Genomic DNA, 20,104 nt, shown 5'->3' on the forward strand with positions numbered 1-20,104 from the left:
ATGCGATTTGAAACCTTTATCGCACTCAGATATCTGTTCGCACTGCGCAAGCAGTCATTCATTTCCGTCATCTCCCTCTTTGCCGTCTGCGGCGTGGCCATAGGTGTGGGGGCGTTGATTGTGGTCATCGGTGTAATGAATGGTTTTTCTACCGACTTGCGTGACAAGATCCTGGGCGTCAACGCCCACATCCTGGTGACATCCCTTCGCGGTGGGATCAACGATTACGAAAAATTGGCGGCAGAAGCGATACAGGTCCCGGGCGTCATAGGTGTGACGCCCTTCGTCTATTCGGAAGTCATGTTGTCCACCCGTTCGGGAGTCAAGGGTGTTGTCCTCCGGGGCATAGATCCGACGACTTCGGATTCGGTTTTGTCTCTTTCCAAGGATATGGTCAGCGGCGACATCATGCGCTTGGCAGACAACGGGGATTTCCCGGGTATTATCATCGGTTCGGAACTGGCGAAACGGCTCGGATTGACTGAAGGGTCCGATGTGAATCTTCTTTCGCCGTCCGGTCGTTCCAGCGCGGCAGGTTTCACTCCCAAGATCCGCCGCTTCACGGTGGCTGGCATTTTTCGGACAGGTATGTTCGAATATGATTCGTCCCTAGGATATGTCAGCATCCCGGCTGCCCGCCAGCTCCTGGGTTTCAAGGGGGACTTGGTTTCCGGTTTGGAAATCAGCGTGGATGATGTGTATAATGTAAAGGATATTTCCGAAGCCCTGCGGGAGCGGGTTGCTTCCTTTACGGTGTACGTTCGTAATTGGCAGGAGATGAATGCCAATCTTTTCGCTGCGTTGGAACTTGAGAAGTCGGCCATGTTTATCATTTTGGCCATGATCGTCCTGGTGGGGTCTTTCAGTATTGTCACAACGTTGGTTATGCTGGTAATACAAAAAACCAAGGACATAGCGGTACTTATGTCCATCGGGGCGGACAGTGGAAGTATCCGAAATATTTTCATGCTCCAGGGGACGTTCATCGGTCTGGCCGGAACGGTGTTTGGTTTTCTCATAGGCGTGCCGGTCAGTCTGCTGCTGAAAAAATATCAGTTCATCAAGCTGCCGAGCAATGTCTATCCTGTGGATTATCTTCCCGTTCGGTTGGAGGCATTTGACATGTTCGCGATTGGGGCAGCAGCCTTTTTGTTGTGTTTCGTGGCAACCATTTATCCCGCTCGACGGGCAGCAGCCCTGAGCCCCTCCGAGGCCTTGCGTTATGAATAACGAGGCTATATACAAGTTGGTTGCCGTGAGTAAGACGTTTGACGGTCCCTCTGAGGTCGTTCGCGTGCTCAAGAGTGTGGATTTGACCATCAACAGGGGAGAATCCTTGGCAATTCTGGGAGCTTCCGGCTCGGGCAAAACAACGCTTCTACACATGCTTGGAACCCTTGATGATGTTACAAGCGGAGAGATATTGTTGAACGGTGTTAATATTGGCTCCTTGGGGAGCAGGAGACGGGCGGAACTGCGGAACCGGGAGATTGGTTTTGTCTTTCAGTTTCATCACTTATTGCCGGAGTTCTCTACGTTGGAGAACGTGGCTATGCCCGCGTTTATTGCAGGCAAGGGGCGTTCGGAAGGAATGCGTCTTGCAAGGGAAGCGCTTGACATGGTTGGACTTAGCCACAGGGTTGAACATAAGGTGACGACGCTTTCCGGTGGCGAAAGGCAGCGAGCGGCTATTGCTCGGGCTATTTTGCTTCGTCCTAAAGTCCTGCTCGCCGATGAACCCACCGGCAATCTCGACGAGGAAAACGGTACTAAGATCAGTGAATTACTGGTTTCTCTCAATAACGAATTAGGCATGACCTTTGTTGTCGTTACTCATAATCCGGAGCTTGCGGGTATGATGCATCGGCGCGTTGAATTGCGTTCAGGAGAACTCTATGCTCATTAATCTCGTTCGCAAATTTGCGATTGGGGTGATTGTAACTGTCATCTTGGGGTCCGCGGGAGCGGTGTTTGCATCTGACGATCTCACTCAGGATGTTTCTGTTGCCGTATTGCCCTTTGAGGTCAATGCCGGGGACGACTTGAGTTATCTCAAGGACAGTCTGCCGGAACTTTTGACCGATCGTCTGCGTGAAGCAGGATTCAAAGTTATTGAGCCTGAAGAAATTCGTCGATTGGTTGGAGAGAAGGGCATAACCCAGTTTGAGCCCAAGTCGGCAAGAGAGCTGGCCCTCCTGTCGGGCGCAGAATTTTCCGTTTACGGTTCATTGAATCAGCTCGGCGACAACCTGACTTTGGACGCCCGTTTGATTGATGCCTATGCCAACACTCCCGGCAAAAAAATCTCCGTTACCAAAGAGGGACTGATCAACCTGCTTCCAGCCGTGGACGCGTTGGTCGATCGTATGCGCATGGACCTTTTGCGGCTCGATATTGTTTCCGAGATTGATGTCGAAGGGACCAAGGTTCTGGACAAGGAAGTGATCCTTATGCGCATGACGATGCAAAAAGGCGACATGATCACTGCCAAATCGGTTAACACCGCCCTCAAGAATATTTATGATCTTGGGTATTTTGATGATGTGACGGTCAAGGTTGACTCGGTCGAGGACGGCAAGAAGGTCATTTTGGTCGTCAAGGAAAAACCCCGTATTCAGGCCCTTGGCGTGACCGGTGCCAAAGAGATCGATTCCGAAGATATCCTGGAGGCCGTGTCCACCAAGAAGGGCGGCGTTGTCAACCCGAAGGTCTTGTCCGACGACATCCGTGTCATCCGTGAGATGTACCGCAAGGAAGGATACTACAAGGCCAAAGTCACGCATGAAATACAGGAAGCCGGCACCGGTATCGCCCGTTTGACTTTTGTTATTGATGAAGGGCCGCAGCTTTATATTGAAAATGTCATCATCGACGGGGCCAAGGAACTGGACCCGGACGACATCAAGGAAGTCCTGGCATTGAAAGAGCGCGGCATGTTTTCCTGGATCAATGATTCTGGTGTCTTGAAAGAAGAGCTTTTGGAGAGGGACGCCTCTGCCATTATGGCATTTTATCAGAGCAAGGGGTTCTTGACTGCCAGAGTCGGTCAACCTGAAGTGGATATCAAGGATGATGGCATCGACGTCATTTATAAGGTTTGGGAAGGTGATCGCTACAAGATGGGCAATACCCTGTTTCAGGGCGATCTCATTGATGACCAGGCCAAGCTGCTGGAAGTTACCGACATTGATCGTCTCAAAGAAGAAGATGAGTATTTCGATCGTCTTATATTGAGGAAGGACGTTGCGGCGCTGACCTCATATTACAACGATTACGGTTATGCCTACGCTGATGTGGGGGTTAAATTACAGGACGATGCGGAAACCAAGGTTGTCGACGTCGTGTATACCATTTCCAAGCATCAGAGGGTTCATATTCGACGGGTGCTTATCGAAGGGAACACGGTCACCAGGGATAACGTCATCATGCGTGAAATGCGCTTGGCGGACGGAGACCAGTTCAGCGGCGAGAAGTTGAAGCGTTCAAGTCAGAGACTGACTCACCTCGATTTCTTTGAGAAAGTCGACATCGCTCCTGTCCCCACCGGCAACCCCGAGGAAATGGATCTTATAGTCAAGGTCAAGGACAAATCCACCGGAAAGATAAGCGGTGGCGTCGGCTATTCCACTTATGACGGAGTCTTTTTCGGTGGTGAAGTCTCAGAAAAGAACCTCTTTGGCCGGGGATATGAGACAGGTTTCAACGGGCAGATCGGAGGCTCGACCAATAAATATGTTATCTATTTCACCAATCCACATATAAACGATACCGATCTCGGATTCGGCGTCAACATATTCAAGAAGGAGTTGGAGTACAACCAGTATGATCTTGACTCCACGGGCATTAACACGAACTTCTTTTATCCCATCGGTGAATATACCAAACTCAAATGGAACTATGGGCTTGAAAGTTATGAAATCAAGAATGTCGATTCCAACGCTTCACAAAAAGTGAAGACAGATGAGGGCTCCCATCTGTCCTCCACAGTGTCGGGAATCGTGACCCGGGACACTCGGGATGATTTTACAAGTACGACTGAAGGGACCAAGACCAACTTGACAGTGACCTTTGGTGGTGGGCCTTTGGGAGGTACAGATGATTTCATCAAGTATACAGGAACCTTTGAGTGGTGGACACCTGTTTTGGAACAAGTGGTTTTCCATTCGAAGTTCTGGGTTGGGTATTTGCATGAAAACTATGGTGGTGGGGATATCCCGGCAGCGCAACGTTTCGAACTCGGTGGCGTTGGCACGGTTCGCGGTTATTCCAATTACGATATTACTCCGACCGAGAGTTCCACTTCAACGTCTACTCTTGGTGGTGACAAGGCCTTTTATACGAACATTGAACTGAAACGGCCCTTGAGCAAGGAGTTGGGTATCGTGGCACTCACTTTCTTTGACGCAGGTAACTCCTGGAAGGAAGGAGAGATGTTCTTCGAGTCCGCTACCCGCTATGGCACCAAACCGAGCTTTGGATTGTACAAGAGCGTCGGTGCCGGTCTTAACTGGTATTCCCCCGTGGGGCCTGTCGGTTTTGTCTACGCCTATGCACTTGATGATCTTGACGGTGGCAGCCGTCACAAGGTTGAACTGATGATGGGCCAGCAGTTCTAAGTCAAATCGCTATTAATCTTTAAGGAGTTATAGAATGAAAAAAGTATGTCTGTTTGCCGTTTGTTTTGTCTTCCTGTTCCAGGCAGTGGCTTTTGCTGAAACCAAGATCGCAGTTTTCAATACCCAGAAGATCATACAGGACAGTGCATACGGTAAAGAAGTGCGGGCCAAGCTTGATGCCAAGTTCAATGCTCGTGGCAATCAACTCAAGAAAGAACGTGAAGATCTTGAAAAATTGAAGACGCAGATCGACAGCAAGGCTTTCGAAGGAAAGACCTTGCAGGACAAGGTCACTGATCTCAGACGTCGCGGGCGTGATTGGAATGAAGATTATTCCGTATACCAGAAGGCCATACAGGCAGAACAGAACGAATTGGGCAAGCCCATCCTGCTTAAGCTTGAGAAGGTCGTCATGGATTATTGTACTACCCATGGGTACACTATTGCCTTTGACAAACAGACCCCTGGTCTTGCCTTCATGGCGGACGGTCTTGATATTACCGATGATCTTGTCAAAGCCCTGGATAAGTTGAAGCAGTCAGGAAAGTAGTGGAATGGGCATAAAACTCTCTGCCCTGGCTGCGAAGCTCGGGCTTGATTTTACTGGTGCAGATATGGAGATTAACGGGGTGAACACCCTGGATAAGGCTGGACCTGACGAGATTTCTTTTCTGGTTAGCCCTAAGTATCTGCAGCAGCTCGAAACCAGCAAGGCCGGATGTGTTCTCACATCCGGCCCTTATACCGACAAAGTCAAGACCGCCCTGGTCAGTTCCAATGTATACATGGACTTGGCCAAGGTCGTTGGTGTGTTTGCACGTCCTCAAGGGTGCCTGAGTGGGATCAGTGAACTCGCTTTTGTCCATCCGAGTGCCAAGGTCGACGCCTCAGCCACTGTGTATCCTTTCGCCTTTGTGGGGGAAGGAGCAGTCATTGGTGCAAATACCGCGGTATTTGCCGGAGTGTATGTTGGAGAACAGACCGTAGTAGGCAACAACTGCATTCTCTACCCAAACAGCGTTGTCATGGGTGGGCTGACACTTGGGAACAATGTCATCCTTCAGCCCGGAGCCGTGCTGGGTGGCGACGGTTATGGTTACGCCCAGACACCGGTGGGGCATTTGAAGATTCCCCAGATCGGGTCTGTTGTTATCGAAGATGATGTCGAGGTCGGTTCCAACACGGCCATCGATCGTGCCGCATTGGATACCACTCGGATCAAACGGGGCACTAAAATTGATAACCTTGTTCAAATCGGCCATAATGTTGAGATCGGCGAGCATTGCCTTGTCATCGGTCAGACCGGGATAGGCGGCAGCACAGTGATCGGCAATGGCGTGATTCTGGCCGGTCAGGCCGGTATTCCGGATAATGTGAAGATAGGCGATGGGGCCATGATTGCAGCGCAGAGCGGTGTGATGGGCGATGTAGAGGCCGGGAGCAAGATGGCCGGTAGCCCTGCCATGAGTGCACAAACGTATTTCAAGGCTGTTGCCGTGTGCACCCCCAAACTGCCGGATTTATTTAAAAGAGTTAAGAAACTGGAAAAAGAGTTGGCGGCCTTGACGGCGGCTACCGGAGAAAATGATGAGTAACGAGTTTGCACTCGACATTCGTGAGATACTGGAGATGCTGCCGCATCGATACCCATTTCTTCTGGTGGACAGGATTCTTGACATTGAGCCTGGTGTAAAACTTAAGGCTTTGAAAAATGTTACCATGAACGAGGAATTCTTCCAGGGGCATTTTCCAGGTATGCCTGTCATGCCCGGCGTTCTCCAGCTTGAGGCTCTTGCGCAGACCGGTGCCATTTTTGTCATGAACACCTTTGAGGAACCGCTGGGGGACAAGATTTTTCTGTTCACAGGGTTGAATAAAGTGAAGTTTCGTCGACCTGTTGTTCCCGGAGATCAATTGATTCTTAATGTGTATTTTGAAAAACGAAAAATGAATATTTGGAAGATGCGCGGTGTGGCAGAAGTCGATGGGCAAGTCACTTGCCAGGGAGAGTTCTCTGCAGCGATTGTCAATAAGGGAGATATGTAATGGCTTGTAGTATTCACCCGAGTGCCGTTATCGATCCTACCGCTGAATTAGGTACGGATGTCAAGATCGGACCTTATGTTGTGGTGGGTGCCGATGTCAGCATTGGAGATGGGACTTATCTTGAGTCACATTGTGTGATTCAGGCGGATACCGAACTTGGTGTCAACAACCATGTCCACCCACATGCAGTCATCGGCGGTGAGCCGCAGCACCTCGCCTACAAGGGCGAAAAGACTTTTACCCGTATCGGCGACAACAATGTCATCCGGGAATGTGTGACCATACACCGTGGCACCATGCAGGGTGAAGGCAAGACGAGCATTGGTTCCAATTGCATGTTCATGGCCTACTCCCATATTGCTCACGATTGTACTGTCAGTGACAATGTGATTTTGGCCAATGCCGTACAGCTGGCAGGACATGTGGTGGTCGGACGAAATGTCATCATCAGTGGATTGTCGGCCGTTCAGCAATTCATCCGTATCGGCGAGTACTCCTTTCTGGGGGGAGCCAGCGGTTACAAACTCGACGTTCCGCCGTTCATGCTGGCCCACGGTGTTCGTGGAATGCTGTTCGGACCCAATCTGATAGGCTTGCGCCGCAACGGATTTGATTCCGCAGCCTGCAAGGGGTTGAAAAAGGCTTATAAAATCATCTTCCGGTCTGGCTTGACCAAGGAACAGAGTCTTGTTCAGGTGGAGCAGGAGATTCCGGGAGTTCCGGAAGTGGCAAGATTGGTTGCTTTCATTCGTGAAAGCAAGAACGGCGTCACCCCTGACCACAAGCAGCGCTGCGCTCACGACGACTAGGCTTAACCCCTCGCATGTCACAGTCCAATTCCACCATCGGTCTCATTGCCGGGGGCAAGCAATTTCCAGTCCTGGTGGCTCAAGGGGTAAAAGCCATGGGCCACCGTCTCGTGGTGGCCGGTTTTACCGGTCACACGAACATGGATGTGGCCCCTTTGGCCGATGTCTGGAAAGAACTCAAGCTCGGCAAGCTGAATCAGCTCATCAATTTCTTCAAGTCCAATGATGTAGATAAGGTCATAATGGCCGGAACCATCGAAAAGCCCAAGGTCATGGATATCCGCCATCTGGATGTGCGTGCCATCAAGCTGGTACTCGGGAAGAAAAACAAAGGTGATTCAGCCTTGTTGGGCGTTATTGCCGGAGAGTTTGAAAAGGAAGGCATGCTCGTGGTGCCGGCCCATGAATATCTGCCAGACCTGCTTACTCCCGAAGGCGTCCTGACTCGTCGGGAACCGGACGAACGAGAATGGGGCGATTTGAAGTTCGCTTGGGGAATTGCCAAGGAACTCGGCAGGATGGACGTCGGGCAGTGCGTTGTCGTTCGCGAGGGAATCGTGGCGGCAGTGGAAGCTCTTGAAGGAACTGACGCCACCATCCGGCGCGGTTGTGAATTTGGCGGAGCAGGATGTGTTGTGGTCAAGGTTTTCAAACCTGGGCAGCAAAAGGAAGTTGATTTGCCGAGTCATGGTCTGGACACTCTCAGTATCATGGCAGAAGGCAAAGCTACCTGTCTTGGAGTCGAGGCGGAGAAAAGCCTCTTTTTCGATCGACAAGCGGCCCTGGATTTTGCCGACAAGGCTGGTATAGCCGTGGTCGGTCTGACTTCTGATTTTCCTCCCCAGTCTTAATAAACACCAATATATCTCTACAGCGGCACACCTTGCAAAGGGTGATGTGTTGTGCGATTATTCTTTGAAGTCATGGAGTTATGTTTTGTAATGGCTTCCTCTGACTGTTTGAATCCTTTTTTGTCTTAGGTTGGCCAATGGATACAGCGATTGAGTGCATGCCCTGTTTCATTAGAATGGCGGAAAGGGAGGCGTGTATTGCCTGCCCTGATGATTTGGATATGCAACAGGAAATTATTCAGGAGTGGGGGGCGCTTCTTCCAACTCTGGACCTGAATGTCCCGCCGCCGGCCATCGCCCGGCAGTTGGCTGAACTGGTTCGTGATAAGACCGGATGCACCGATCTCTATGCGGCCGACAAGGAAGAAGCCAACGCTTTGGTCAGCAATTTGTTGCCGTCTTTGAAAGATCGTATCGAGACTGAAAGACAGAAAAACGGGGATCCTTTGTCCCTGGCTCTCGAGTTGGCCATAATCGGTAATTATATTGATCGCGGCGTGGAAATCCAATTTGATCTGGAAAAGGAACTGGCTGAAGTTGTCGGTTCTGTCTCACCGGAAATCATTAATGAATTCAAGATCAGAGCTTCAAGCGGGGCCTCGGTGCTCATCCTGGGTGACAATACCGGAGAGATTGTTTTGGACACCCTTCTTGTGGAAGAACTCAAACGATTCGGGTGCGATGTGACCTTTGCCGTCAGGTCCAGGCCGGTCCTCAACGATGCTACCATGGAAGACGCTCGCGCCGTTGGGATGACAGCCTTGTGCCGGGTGGTGGAAAGCGGAGTGGATACGCCGGGTACGGTTTTGGACCGTTGCACGCCGGATTTTATCCAGCGGATGCGACAGGCCGATGTTATTCTGAGCAAAGGGCAGGGCAATTTCGAATCTCTTGAGGGAAAATGGCCGGGAGTCTTTTGCGCTTTCAAGGTCAAGTGTGAACGCATAGCCAGGAAGACCGGCCTGGCTTTTGGATCGAGCGCTTTTTGCCTGACAACGGGCGATGATGTTGCTGGCCGGTGACGGGGAGAGGGGGGCATATGGCTAGACGTTTTGCTCTCATACTTGTCGAATGCTTTGTTGCCTTGATTCTGATCATAGCCGCAGTCTTGTTTGCGGCTTCCTATTATATCGATACAACTGAATTCCGTGATCTTTTCACCGATACCCTGAAGACCGCCCTGAAAAGGGATGTCGAGTTGGTCGGCGATTTGGATATTGCAATATGGCCAACACTTGCCCTTGAAGTCAGTGGGCTTGATGTCCATGAAGCCTCCGGGTTCGGAGAGGGAATCGCAGCGCATTTTGATGATATAAGTGTCATGGTTCGGGTTATTCCGCTTTTTTCCAGGCTGATTGAAGTGGAATCCATCGTTGTTGATGGTTTCAAGGGCGTGGTGGTGCAGAACGCCGAAGGCCATTTCAACTGGGAGTCCGTATTAGTTCGTGAATCTCAGAGCGGATTGGCTTCATCGCCTTTGCCCGGATGGGAATTTTTCGTTCAGAGCGTCGAGATATTGGGTGCCGAAATCTTGCTCAAGGACGAGAAGGAGAAAACCGAATATACGCTGAGTGGTATAGATCTCAGGACCGGAAGCATTCGGTTTGGTGAAGACGTACCGTATTCCGTAAGCAGCCAGTTCGCCTGGGCGGATAAGGAAATCGTCTCAGATCTGGTTTTGAAGGGCTTGGTTCGTCTTGTTCCAGTTGGGATGGGGTTGAGCTTTAAGGATACCAACTTCCAGGCGTCATTATACGGTGGCATTTTGCCGGAAAACGTCGCCCCAGGTGTAATTGTTGCCAAGGTAGGCCTGGATCTGGACAAGCGGACTGTGAGTTTGAATGACTTCGAGGCACGGTTTTTCGGCATCAGGGCAGAGGGCAACCTTAAAAGCGGTGACTTGCGCAAAGGGCTGGATATCAGCGGACATGTGACGGTGCATCCCTTTTCGCCGGTTGATTTGCTCACACGATATGCCCCTCATTTACCCCTGAAGGATGTTGAGGGCCTGAAAAGCAGTGCTCTTGCCACATTTGTGCGAGTGACTGAGGAGGGTGCCCTTTTCGAGAACCTGGTGTTTACTCTGGATGACGTCACTGTTCGCGGACAACTTGGTTTCAAGGGGTATCGAAAGCCGGTTTTCGATTTTTCCCTTCGGGGAAATACCATTGATTTCGATAGATATCTGCCTCTGTTCAGGACAGGAACACCGTTTATTTGGGATGATTTCCATCTCCCGTTCTTCAGGGCTTTTCGCGGCAAGGGAATGATCCGGGCTGATGGCTTCGAAATACTGGAAACCCTGGTTTCCGACATTCGTTTGAATGTCGATGCCACTGATGACGGGATAACGCTGGATGCCGGAGCGATCAGGGAAGGTATGGGGTCCCTTGGCGGCAACATGAAGATCAACATCGGTTCGACCGGAGACGGTACCGTGCCGACTTTGGCGCTGGCCGCTGGCATTGATGCCGAATCGCAAAAACAAGGGTTCACCTTCCTGCAGCAGGCCCCCCTGGATATCGGAGGGGCAGGGAAACTGCGGCTCAAGGCAACGGTTTCGAAAATGCAGTGCCCTCCCGAAGACCGTTCGATTTTCATCTTGCGTCATCTTTTCGGTACCATGTCTCTTGCCCTGGACCAGGGAGCGGCCCGTTTTGCAAAAAGGGCCGGCGAGTCACTTGAGTTGCAGTATTCCAAGGCCGATCTGGAAGTGCAGGTCAGTCCTGTGGCCGGAAACAGTGATGTTTTCTGGGAATCCAACCTTGCCGCCAATCTGAAAACCCGCGGAGGCAAGGATATAGAATCCTTGAATGTGACAGTCAGCGGACCGTTTGCCATGGCAATTGATGGTGATCATGTCAAAAGTTCCGGCCTGGCCGTCAATGGACATATTTCTCCATCCCTGTTGCCCAAGGAGGCGAAGCGGTTGACTGCAGGCGGTACGGTCGGCTTTGATTCCAAGGCGGCCACAGTGGAAATACAGGATGCCGTTATTCAGGCTCTTGAAACAACCGTTGGCGGAAATGTGAAATTGAGCGGTTTCGGCAAGAACGTCACGGCTCAAGGGAACATTGCAATATCTCAAGCCGATCCGAAGCGAATTATCTATCTGCTGGCGGGCAAGAGTATCGCCACCAAGGACGCTGACGCTCTCAAGAACGTTTCCGTGGAGTCTCAGTTTGCCGCAGATGAGCAGGGCTTCACGTTGAGCGAGTTCTCGGGGGAACTGGACGGCATGCCGCTTAAGGGGCATGTGGTTGGAACCGGATATGTGCAGCCCATGCTCGCATTTTCTTTGGCCGCCGGTTCCTTTGATCTGGATAGGTATCTGCCGCCAAGGAAACAGCCCAGTCTGAGCGAGTTGCGGGAGGGCACGGTGCCGAAATCCGAACCGGTCGACTTGCCGTTGAAGTTTCTTCGTTATCTTAAACTCAACGGGAAAATCGCGGTCAATTCTTTTACCTTGGCCAAGATTCGGTCGGAGTCCCTGAGCGGAATAGTGAAGGCCAATGAAGGCATCATCACTATTTCCGACATCAAAGGGAAGCTTCATGGAGGAACATTGAACGCTGATTTGAAGGGGAAAGCCGAAGTCAGCGAACTCGCCACCCATCTGTTGCTGAATGTGGACAACATGCAGGTCGGCCCGCTCATGGGCGAGATGGCTGAGCGGGAATATGTTCGAGGTGAAACCGACCTCAAACTGGATCTTCGGAGCAAGGGGGGGACCGATGATGCCATTTTGGAAAATCTGCTTGGTCTGGCATCCCTTCGAGTGGTCAATGGTTCTTTCAAGTTCACCGGCTATGACGCCCCTCAGCAAAAGGTTTCGAATGCGAGAAGCAAACAAATCGGCCAACAGACGATCTCACGAACAGATCATAGGACGGCTTTTCAAAAGGTTGTAGCCAACTTCACGGTTCAAAAAGGAATATTCAACATGAATAAATTCCGGCTTGAAGCACCGCCGGTACTGCAAGCGTACGGGGAGGGCAGTTTCAGTCTGCCGGCCAATTCAATCAATGTTTCCATTCGTAACGATTTTGTGGCGGTGCCAAGCGTGACGCTTCGTTTGACGGGCAAGCTGACAGATCCCAAGGTGGACATCCCCACAGGCAGGATTCTCAATGATACGGTGTTCAATATCCTTAGTCTGCCCCAGAAGTCTTTCGAATTCTTGCGAGACCTGTTCTAAAGTCCGTCTTCAACTTGTTTGTACATGAGGAAACTGTGTATATGGCTGGAGAATCAGACCGCAAAAACAGGATCAGTCCTTTGGAGTTGATATGAGTGCAGCCAGAATAGCGTGGACTTCCACACGGTTGAAGAGGCATTTCAAGGAAGGGATCTGGGTGCGTAACACCCCAGAGACGCCTTTTTATATCCGTCTTTGGCGCGGAACACTGCGGCTACTCTATTTGGTCGGGTTCGGCTTTGTCAAGGATCAGACGGTCATTCGTGCAGCGGCTCTGACATTTACCACCATTCTCTCCATCGTGCCGTTCCTGGCTGTGGCGTTCTCCATTTCCAAGGGGTTCGGGTTGCAGAACAACGAGTATATTCGAACTCTCATTCTGAAGTTGACCACCGGCCGTGTTGAAGTGGCTGACAAAATTATAGAATACATTGACCGGACCAATGTTCAGGCATTGGGATGGGTCGGTGTGGCCACCCTGTTGTTTACCGTGTTCTCTTTGGTCGGCACTACGGAAAAGGCCTTCAACACCATCTGGAATGTGACCAAGGGGAGGTCGGCCTGGCGCAAGGTGGCCGATTTCTTCCCTGTGATCCTGATTTGTCCCCTCGTGCTTGTTGTGGCTTCCAGTTTCAATATCAGCTTGCAGCAACAGCAGATGGTTGCGGGTCTGCTCAGCGTCGAAGCCATAGGTTTTCTTGAGTCCGTGTTCATGAAGGTGGCGCCCTATGTCCTTATATCACTGGCTTTCATGTTCATGTATGCCTTCATTCCCTATACACGGGTTGACTTTGTCGCCGCGCTCATAGGCGGCGTGGTGGGCGGCGTTTTATGGCAGATGGCCCAATGGCTCTATATCAACTGGCAAATCGGGGCGGCCAAGTACAATGCCATCTACGGCAGCTTTGCCCAGCTTCCGGTGTTGCTCATCTGGATTTATATCAGTTGGGTTATTGTTTTGTTGGGTTCTCAGGTGAGCTATGCTTGGCAAAATATCAACTCGTTCGTGAAGCAGCGCTTTTTTGGGCAGGCTACTCCTTATGAGCGGCAGAAGATCGCTGTACTCATGATGATCGTGCTGGCCAAGCGGTTTCACGAGGGTAAGCCTTTGCCTTCCGTTGAAGAGATGTCCGACGGCCTCATGGCACCGGCCACGCTGGTTTCGGATCTGTTCACAGTGCTGCAACGAGCGGGTTACACGATCTTGGCGGACGTGCAGGGATGCGAGGTCTATGCACCGGCAAGAGAATTGGAGAACGTTCGAGTACTGGACATAATACGGGCGATAAATCTTGAAGGCCAGAAGCGGGTGTTCGAGGAATTCGATGTAAAATACGGTTTTTTGGACAAGATACTCGGCCAGTTGGGTAAGGATACCGCTCAAAGCAAGGCGAATCTGACGTTGCTCGAATGTTCCGAACAATACCCGGGGGCCGTTCTCAGCATTGCGCCCGAAGACGAAGGTATGGGCCGTTGCCTGCGGCCAGGTGAATAGTCCTATTTGCTGCTGTAGACCGCTTCATAGTGCGCCTTGAGCGCCTTGAATGTTCCGTCCTCAATGGCCTGCCTGATCTGTTTCATGAGATCCAGATAGAAGTAGAGGTTGTGATAGGTGTTCAGCCTGTATGAGAGCAACTCCTTGGCCTGGTAAAGATGCCGCAGATATGCCTTGCTGAAATTGCGGCAAGTGTAGCAGTTGCAGTTGGGGTCGAGGGAGGAATCGTCCTCGGCATATTCGGCGCGTTTGATGTTGACCTTGCCCATCGAGGTGAAAAGGGTGCCGTTGCGTGCATTTCGGGATGGCAGGACGCAGTCGAACATGTCCACACCGGCGGACACGCCTTCGAGCAGATCCAGTGGCGTGCCCACGCCCATGAGGTAGCGCGGCTTGTCGTTCGGCATCTTCGGGGCAATGTGGTGCAGGATGTCGTACATTTCTTCGGTGGATTCGCCCACGGAGAGTCCGCCGATGGCAAAGCCTTCGAAATCGATTTCCCGGAGCTGTTCCAGACTCTTGTCTCGTAAATCCTTGTGAAATCCGCCCTGAACAATGCCGAACATGAGTTGGTCGCCAGCCCCCTTGGGGTAGTGTGCACGGCAACGCTGTGCCCAGCGGGTGGTCATCTCCAAGGACTTTTTCGTATACTCACGGTCGTTGCCGTAGCCCACGCATTCGTCGAGCACCATCATGATGTCAGAACCGAGATTTCTCTGGATATCGATGGCCTTTTCCGGAGAGAAGAAATGCTTGGAGCCGTCGATGTAGGAGCGGAACTCCACGCCTTCCTCCGAAAGTTTGCGGATGCCCTGAAGGCTGAATACCTGAAATCCGCCGCTGTCAGTCAGGATGGGGCGTTTCCAGTTGGAGAATTTGTGCAGGCCGCCGCGTCGAGCCACCAGATCGTCACCGGGGCGCAGGTAGAGATGATAGGTGTTGCCGAGGATGATCTGGGCATTCATTTCCTCAAGATCCAGCGGGGTGAGGCTTTTTACCGTACCCTGGGTGCCCACCGGCATGAAGATGGGGGTCTGAATGTCGCCGTGGGCCGTGCTGAGGGTGGCGCGTCGGGCCAGGTTGTCAGTGGCGTGAATGGTGAAATCACCGGGCTTGGTCATTGGTCGACTCCCTTTTTCGGACAGATGTCGTCAAGTTCACAGATTCCGCACTTGGGTTTGCGCGCAGGGCAGACCTCGCGGCCGAAGAATACCAGGTAGTGATTGATGTTTCCCCATTGCGGACGAGGAAACAGCGGCATCAGTTCCTTTTCTATTCGAATGGGGTCGGTCTTGTCGGTCAGTCCCAGGCGAAAGGCAAGGCGTTTGACGTGGGTGTCCACGGCAATGCCTTCGTTCACGCCGAAAGCATTGGAAAGCACGATGCTGGCCGTTTTGCGGGCAACCCCGCCCAGAGTGATCAGTTCGGCCATGGTTTTGGGGACTTCGCCGCCGTATTCGTTCATGATGCGGGTGGCAGCGGCCTTGATGTTCCTTGCCTTGTTGCGGAAAAAACCCGTGGATCGGACCACTTCCTCAATTTCCATCACATCGGCCTCGGCAGCGTCCCGGATGTCGGGCCACCGTTCGAAGAAGGCCGGGGTAACCATGTTCACCCGCTCGTCGGTGCACTGGGCGGACAGGGCCGTTGCAACCAGCAGTTCCCAAGGCGTGGACCAGGTCAGGGCCGCCCTGGGTGAAGGGTACCTGTTGGAAAGTCTATTGAGTATTTCTGTAGCGCGTTCTTTCTTTTTCATGATCTCTCCGTGTCGGAAGGTGTTAGCACCTGCCATTCTGCGGCTCAAGTGTCAATGGCGGCGAAACCGGCTTGCGCCCATTTTCGAACCATGTATCATCGGGTAAATTGCAGCAAAGGAGTTATGATGTCCGTATCGTGCATCTATATAACCTGTAAAACGCCGCAGGAAGCAGATAATATCGGAACCGTTCTTGTGGAGCGTCGGCTGGCCGCCTGCGTGAACATTCTGGACGGCATGAAATCCGTTTATTGGTGGCAGGGCAAAATGGAGCGCGCAGAGGAAGCCGTGCTTATCGCCAAGACGCGCACCGAATTGGTGGACGATTTGATCGAGGCGGTCAAGGCGATGCACGGCTACGAGGTGCCGTGCATCGTGGCGCTTCCGGTGGAGGGCGGGAACCGGGACTTTCTGGATTGGGTGCAAAAGGAAACCGTCCCGTCATGATCAGGTGCTCGGGACATATGCGACGTTGACAGGGACATGAGCAAGGACGTAGTTTCCCGTGACCAAATCAGCCAATTCAAGGAGCAATAATGCAGATCTACATTTCCGGTTCTCTGGCATTTGACCGTATCATGACTTTCCCTGACAAATTTTCCAATCATATCCTTCCCGATAAAATTCATATTCTCAACGTTTCTTTTCTGGTTGACGGATTGGTAGAGCGTTTCGGCGGCACAGCCGGAAACATTGCCTACAACCTGTCCCTTCTTGGCGAAAAATCCACCATTCTGAGCCAGGTCGGCAAGGACTTCGGGCCTTACGACGAACGGTTGCAGCAGTGCGGCATCTCCGTTGACGGCATCCGCACCATTGAGCAGGAATTCACGGCGGGTTGTTATATCACGACTGATTTGTCCGACAACCAGATCAATGGATTCAATCCCGGAGCCATGAAGTACCCCTGTCAGTATGACATGACCCGGATTGATCCTTCCGAGGCCCTTGGCATTATTGCACCGGGCAATTTAAATGATATGGTCGATCTTCCGAAGTATTATCGAGACAATGGCATCCCTTACATTTTCGATCCGGGTCAGCAGATTCCCGCCTTGTCCGGTGAACAGCTCAAAGAAGCCATTGCCGGTGCCGAAATCCTGGTCGTCAATGACTACGAGCTTGAGATGGTCATGAAGTCCACGGAGATGTCCAAGGACGAGATTGTCGATTCCGTGGCGTACCTTATCACCACGTTGGGTGAGAAGGGGGCTGAGATTTGCAGCAGCGCGGAAGAGGTCTCCATCGGCGTGGTTCCGGCCAAAGCTGTCGTTGACCCAACTGGGGCGGGCGATGCTTTCCGTGCTGGAATGCTCAAGGGTTTAGCCATGGGCAAGACTGTGGTTGAAGCCTGCAAGCTCGGCGCAACGTGCGCTACCTACGCCGTTGAGCACAAGGGCACTCAGGAGCATGTTTTTACCTTGAAAGAATTTACCGAGCGGTATGAAGCTACCTTCGGTCCTTTGGAGGCATGAGCAAATTCCTGCACAATCTGGACACCCGGCTTGACAATGCTTATTTCCTCGCTCGGCGGTAAACCCGCGGCCTGAAAAAGTATGAACAGCCTCTGAACGGGCGGGATAGCATATAGATGAGATTTCATATCATCACCTTCGGGTGCCAGATGAATGTCCACGATTCGCAGTGGTTGACCCGTGCCCTGGAAAGCAGGGGGTGGGTTGAGGCCGGAGAGGATGACGCTCAGGTGTATATCCTCAACACATGCAGTGTCCGTGATAAGCCGGAGCAAAAGGTCTATAGTGAACTCGGTCGCATTGCCGCGCACCTGAAGCGGGATGAGAACGTGTTTGCGGCTGTGGGCGGCTGCGTGGCCCAGCAAGTGGGCGAGGGGTTCTTCGACAGATTCAAATTCATCAAGCTGGTCTTCGGTTCTGACGGGATTGCCGGGGCACCCAATGCCTTGGAGCGCATAGCTCAAGGCAAGGATGAGCGCATGGCCCTGTTGGATTTCGTTTCCATCTACGAGGAACGAGAGCAGCCCGAGGAACAACGGGTCTCCATACCGGAGACACGGCAGGCCTTTGTCAACATCATGCAGGGGTGTGATAATTTCTGTTCCTATTGTATTGTTCCGTACACTCGTGGACGTCAGAAATCCAGGGCTCCGGAAGCCATTCTGGCCGAATGCCGGATGCTGGTGGAAAGCGGCGTTCGGGAGATCAACCTCCTCGGCCAGAACGTCAACAGCTTCGGTATGGACAAGGGCGGCGTGGGCGTTAGTTTTGCCCATCTCCTGACTATGGTGTCCTCCATTGACGGTCTGGATCGGCTTCGCTTCACCACGTCCCATCCCAAGGACATTGCCTCGGAAGTCATTTCGGCATTTGGCGAGCTGGAGAACCTGTGCCCGTCTCTGCACCTGCCCATGCAGGCCGGGTCGGATCATGTCCTCAAGGCTATGCGTAGAAAATATGATATGAAGCGGTATCTATCCATTGTGGACGGGTTGCGCGCAGTCAGGCCGGATATTGTTTTGACCACGGATCTGATCGTCGGATTTCCCGGAGAAACCGAAGAGGATTTTCAGCAGACACTCGACATGGTTGAACGAGTTGGGTTCGAGTCCAGCTTTTCCTTCAAGTATTCCGATCGCCCGGGAGTGGCGGCCGTGAATATGGAGCCGAAGGTGTCAGAGGTGGAAGCGGCGGAGCGATTGATGCGCTTGCAGACCCTGCAAAATAGTATTACTAGAAAATGTCTAAAGAACTTGGTGGATGTACGGACTGATGTATTTGTCGAAGGGTTGAGTCGTATGCAGGAGGGTGAATATACCTTTTGGAAAGGGCGCGACCCTTCGGGGCGGATTGTCAACGTTGCCATGGAGCAGGCTGAAGGTCTGACGGGCATGATGATCCCGGTAAAGATCGTGGAGGCTAAAAAGCATTCCCTTATGGGAGAGAGGATGGGCGAACTGTGGTAAAGGTCGAGATATTCGGGTTGGCGCTGGATGAAACCGGTAAGTCGCCTATCATAGTCCTCAAGGATGAATCCGACACCATGGTCCTGCCTATCTGGATTGGAGCCATGGAGGCTATGGCCATTTCCATTGCCATCAACAAGGTTCCCTTTCCTCGGCCCATGACCCACGATCTGCTTCTCAACACCCTCACCGCCCTGGGCGGCACCATCAATCGTGTAGAGGTGACCGATATCGAGAACGGGACGTTTTTTGCCGAGATCGTGGTTACCACCGACAAGGAAACCAAAAGGATCGACAGCCGTCCTTCGGACGCTATTGCTTTGGCAGTGCGCGCCGAATGCCCCATCTGGGTGGGCGAGTCGGTCATGGATGAGGCCGGAGCACCGTTCCCAGAACACAGCGAGACGGTCATCAGGACCGAGGATTCCGACAAGTGGATGGAAGAGTTGGATAAGCTCTCGGAAGAAGACACCAAATACAAGATGTAGGCACAATATGATCGATCTGCACACGCATACGGTTTTCAGCGACGGGCAATTGATTCCTGCGGAGCTTGTCCGTCGGGCCGAAGTCATTGGGTACAAAGCCATTTGTATGACGGACCATGCTGACGAAAGTACCATGTATCACGTCCTTGAGAACGTACTCCGTTTCGTCAAGAAGCATGGCTATTTTTACGATATCAATATCCTGGCAGGGGTCGAGTTGACTCACGTGCCCCCCGCATTGATTGCAGACATGGTGCAGAGCGCCCGCAGTAGTGGGGCGCAGGTGGTCGTGATGCACGGCGAGACGCCGGTTGAGCCTGTGGCTCCCGGCACCAACCTTGCGGCCATTGAGGCAGGGGTCGATATTTTGGCTCATCCCGGCTTGATCACCGATGAAGAGGTCAAGCTGGCCGTGGAAAAGGGTGTTGCCCTGGAAATAACCACCCGCGGCGGACACAGTTATACCAACGGACATGTGGCCATGATGGCCAGAAAACATGGGGCAAAGCTGGTCGTGAATAACGATGCGCACGCACCGCGAGATCTGGTCAGCGCTGATCTGCGTAAGATCATTGCCTTGGGAGCCGGGTTGACTCCGGAAGAATACCGTCGCACCGAGGCCAACGGGTGGGAGATCGTTCAGCGATGCATGAAATAGTTTTGATGAATTGTCACGGTTTCGTGACTCTGAATGTCTGGAATAAAGAGAAACAGAGAGTCGTGGCTTTGGTTGATCCGGCTTTCTTTATATGTAGCGGGCCGTTGGCCCAAAGACCAGCATAGGTGCAACCATGAATTTTTTGCCTGACAACGATATCCTGACCCTGTTGATGGGAGCGACCCTGGCCGTGAAGATGGTGTTGCTCTTCCTGGGATGCATGTCCCTGTGGAGCTGGACCATCAT

At 52.2% G+C, this 20,104-nt stretch carries 18 protein-coding genes; 16 read left to right on the forward strand and 2 right to left on the reverse strand.

What is annotated here, in order from left to right; translation table 11 throughout:
- The 11 genes from DWB63_RS06850 to DWB63_RS06900 all read left to right on the forward strand — a co-directional run bounded on the left by DWB63_RS06850 (nucleotide 1) and on the right by DWB63_RS06900 (nucleotide 14,015).
- Nucleotides 1-1,230: a lipoprotein-releasing ABC transporter permease subunit gene (locus tag DWB63_RS06850; protein ID WP_128328067.1), complete on the forward strand. Its 1,230-nt coding sequence runs from the start codon at nucleotides 1-3 to the stop codon at nucleotides 1,228-1,230.
- Nucleotides 1,223-1,906, forward strand: coding sequence for an ABC transporter ATP-binding protein (locus DWB63_RS06855; protein ID WP_128328068.1), 684 nt, complete (start codon nucleotides 1,223-1,225; stop codon nucleotides 1,904-1,906). Before DWB63_RS06850 ends, DWB63_RS06855 begins: the two co-directional genes overlap by 8 nt.
- A complete protein-coding gene (bamA, locus tag DWB63_RS06860; protein WP_128328069.1) occupies nucleotides 1,896-4,616 on the forward strand; it encodes an outer membrane protein assembly factor BamA in 2,721 nt (906 codons plus the stop codon). Before DWB63_RS06855 ends, bamA begins: the two co-directional genes overlap by 11 nt.
- A gap of 34 nt (nucleotides 4,617-4,650) precedes the next feature.
- Nucleotides 4,651-5,166 carry an OmpH family outer membrane protein gene (locus DWB63_RS06865; protein ID WP_128328070.1) on the forward strand — a complete coding sequence of 172 codons (516 nt, stop codon included), beginning with the start codon at nucleotides 4,651-4,653 and terminating at the stop codon, nucleotides 5,164-5,166.
- A 4-nt stretch (nucleotides 5,167-5,170) separates the two neighbouring features.
- A complete protein-coding gene (lpxD, locus tag DWB63_RS06870) occupies nucleotides 5,171-6,211 on the forward strand; it encodes a UDP-3-O-(3-hydroxymyristoyl)glucosamine N-acyltransferase (protein WP_128328071.1) in 1,041 nt (346 codons plus the stop codon).
- Nucleotides 6,204-6,662 carry a 3-hydroxyacyl-ACP dehydratase FabZ gene (gene fabZ / locus DWB63_RS06875; protein WP_128328072.1) on the forward strand — a complete coding sequence of 153 codons (459 nt, stop codon included), beginning with the start codon at nucleotides 6,204-6,206 and terminating at the stop codon, nucleotides 6,660-6,662. The genes lpxD and fabZ overlap by 8 nt, the downstream gene beginning before the upstream one ends.
- Nucleotides 6,662-7,471 (forward strand): acyl-ACP--UDP-N-acetylglucosamine O-acyltransferase, encoded by an 810-nt coding sequence (lpxA, locus tag DWB63_RS06880; RefSeq protein WP_128328073.1) that lies wholly within the window; start codon nucleotides 6,662-6,664, stop codon nucleotides 7,469-7,471. Before fabZ ends, lpxA begins: the two co-directional genes overlap by 1 nt.
- Before the next feature lie 14 nt (nucleotides 7,472-7,485).
- Nucleotides 7,486-8,322, forward strand: a complete 837-nt coding sequence (lpxI, locus tag DWB63_RS06885) for a UDP-2,3-diacylglucosamine diphosphatase LpxI (protein WP_128328074.1) — start codon at nucleotides 7,486-7,488, stop codon at nucleotides 8,320-8,322.
- 158 nt (nucleotides 8,323-8,480) lie between these two features.
- Nucleotides 8,481-9,344 (forward strand): ARMT1-like domain-containing protein, encoded by an 864-nt coding sequence (locus DWB63_RS06890; RefSeq protein WP_347231963.1) that lies wholly within the window; start codon nucleotides 8,481-8,483, stop codon nucleotides 9,342-9,344.
- Nucleotides 9,345-9,361: 17 nt separating this feature from the next.
- A complete protein-coding gene (locus DWB63_RS06895; protein ID WP_128328076.1) occupies nucleotides 9,362-12,520 on the forward strand; it encodes an AsmA family protein in 3,159 nt (1,052 codons plus the stop codon).
- Nucleotides 12,521-12,611: 91 nt separating this feature from the next.
- Nucleotides 12,612-14,015, forward strand: coding sequence for a YhjD/YihY/BrkB family envelope integrity protein (locus DWB63_RS06900; protein WP_128328077.1), 1,404 nt, complete (start codon nucleotides 12,612-12,614; stop codon nucleotides 14,013-14,015).
- Between the two features lie 2 nt (nucleotides 14,016-14,017).
- Here the strand turns inward: DWB63_RS06900 and tgt are convergent, their stop codons facing one another.
- A complete protein-coding gene (gene tgt / locus DWB63_RS06905; protein ID WP_128328078.1) occupies nucleotides 14,018-15,136 on the reverse strand; it encodes a tRNA guanosine(34) transglycosylase Tgt in 1,119 nt (372 codons plus the stop codon).
- A complete protein-coding gene (gene nth, locus DWB63_RS06910) occupies nucleotides 15,133-15,771 on the reverse strand; it encodes an endonuclease III (protein ID WP_128328079.1) in 639 nt (212 codons plus the stop codon). The genes tgt and nth overlap by 4 nt, the downstream gene beginning before the upstream one ends.
- 126 nt (nucleotides 15,772-15,897) lie before the next feature.
- On the opposite strand from nth, the gene cutA reads away from it, so the two are divergent.
- From cutA to DWB63_RS06935, 5 genes are all read left to right on the forward strand, one after another.
- The gene (cutA, locus tag DWB63_RS06915; protein WP_128328080.1) at nucleotides 15,898-16,218 is read left to right on the forward strand and encodes a divalent-cation tolerance protein CutA; all 321 of its coding nucleotides are present in this window, start codon (nucleotides 15,898-15,900) and stop codon (nucleotides 16,216-16,218) included.
- Between the two features lie 89 nt (nucleotides 16,219-16,307).
- Nucleotides 16,308-17,246, forward strand: coding sequence for a carbohydrate kinase family protein (locus DWB63_RS06920; RefSeq protein WP_128328081.1), 939 nt, complete (start codon nucleotides 16,308-16,310; stop codon nucleotides 17,244-17,246).
- 116 nt (nucleotides 17,247-17,362) lie between these two features.
- The gene (miaB, locus tag DWB63_RS06925) at nucleotides 17,363-18,712 is read left to right on the forward strand and encodes a tRNA (N6-isopentenyl adenosine(37)-C2)-methylthiotransferase MiaB (protein WP_128328082.1); all 1,350 of its coding nucleotides are present in this window, start codon (nucleotides 17,363-17,365) and stop codon (nucleotides 18,710-18,712) included.
- Nucleotides 18,706-19,200 (forward strand): bifunctional nuclease family protein, encoded by a 495-nt coding sequence (locus DWB63_RS06930; RefSeq protein WP_128328083.1) that lies wholly within the window; start codon nucleotides 18,706-18,708, stop codon nucleotides 19,198-19,200. Before miaB ends, DWB63_RS06930 begins: the two co-directional genes overlap by 7 nt.
- 7 nt (nucleotides 19,201-19,207) lie before the next feature.
- The gene (locus DWB63_RS06935) at nucleotides 19,208-19,858 is read left to right on the forward strand and encodes a histidinol phosphate phosphatase domain-containing protein (RefSeq protein WP_128328084.1); all 651 of its coding nucleotides are present in this window, start codon (nucleotides 19,208-19,210) and stop codon (nucleotides 19,856-19,858) included.
- Nucleotides 19,859-20,104 lie beyond the last annotated feature (246 nt).

Source organism: Pseudodesulfovibrio sp. S3, assembly GCF_004025585.1.
Taxonomy (GTDB): Bacteria; Desulfobacterota; Desulfovibrionia; order Desulfovibrionales; family Desulfovibrionaceae; genus Pseudodesulfovibrio.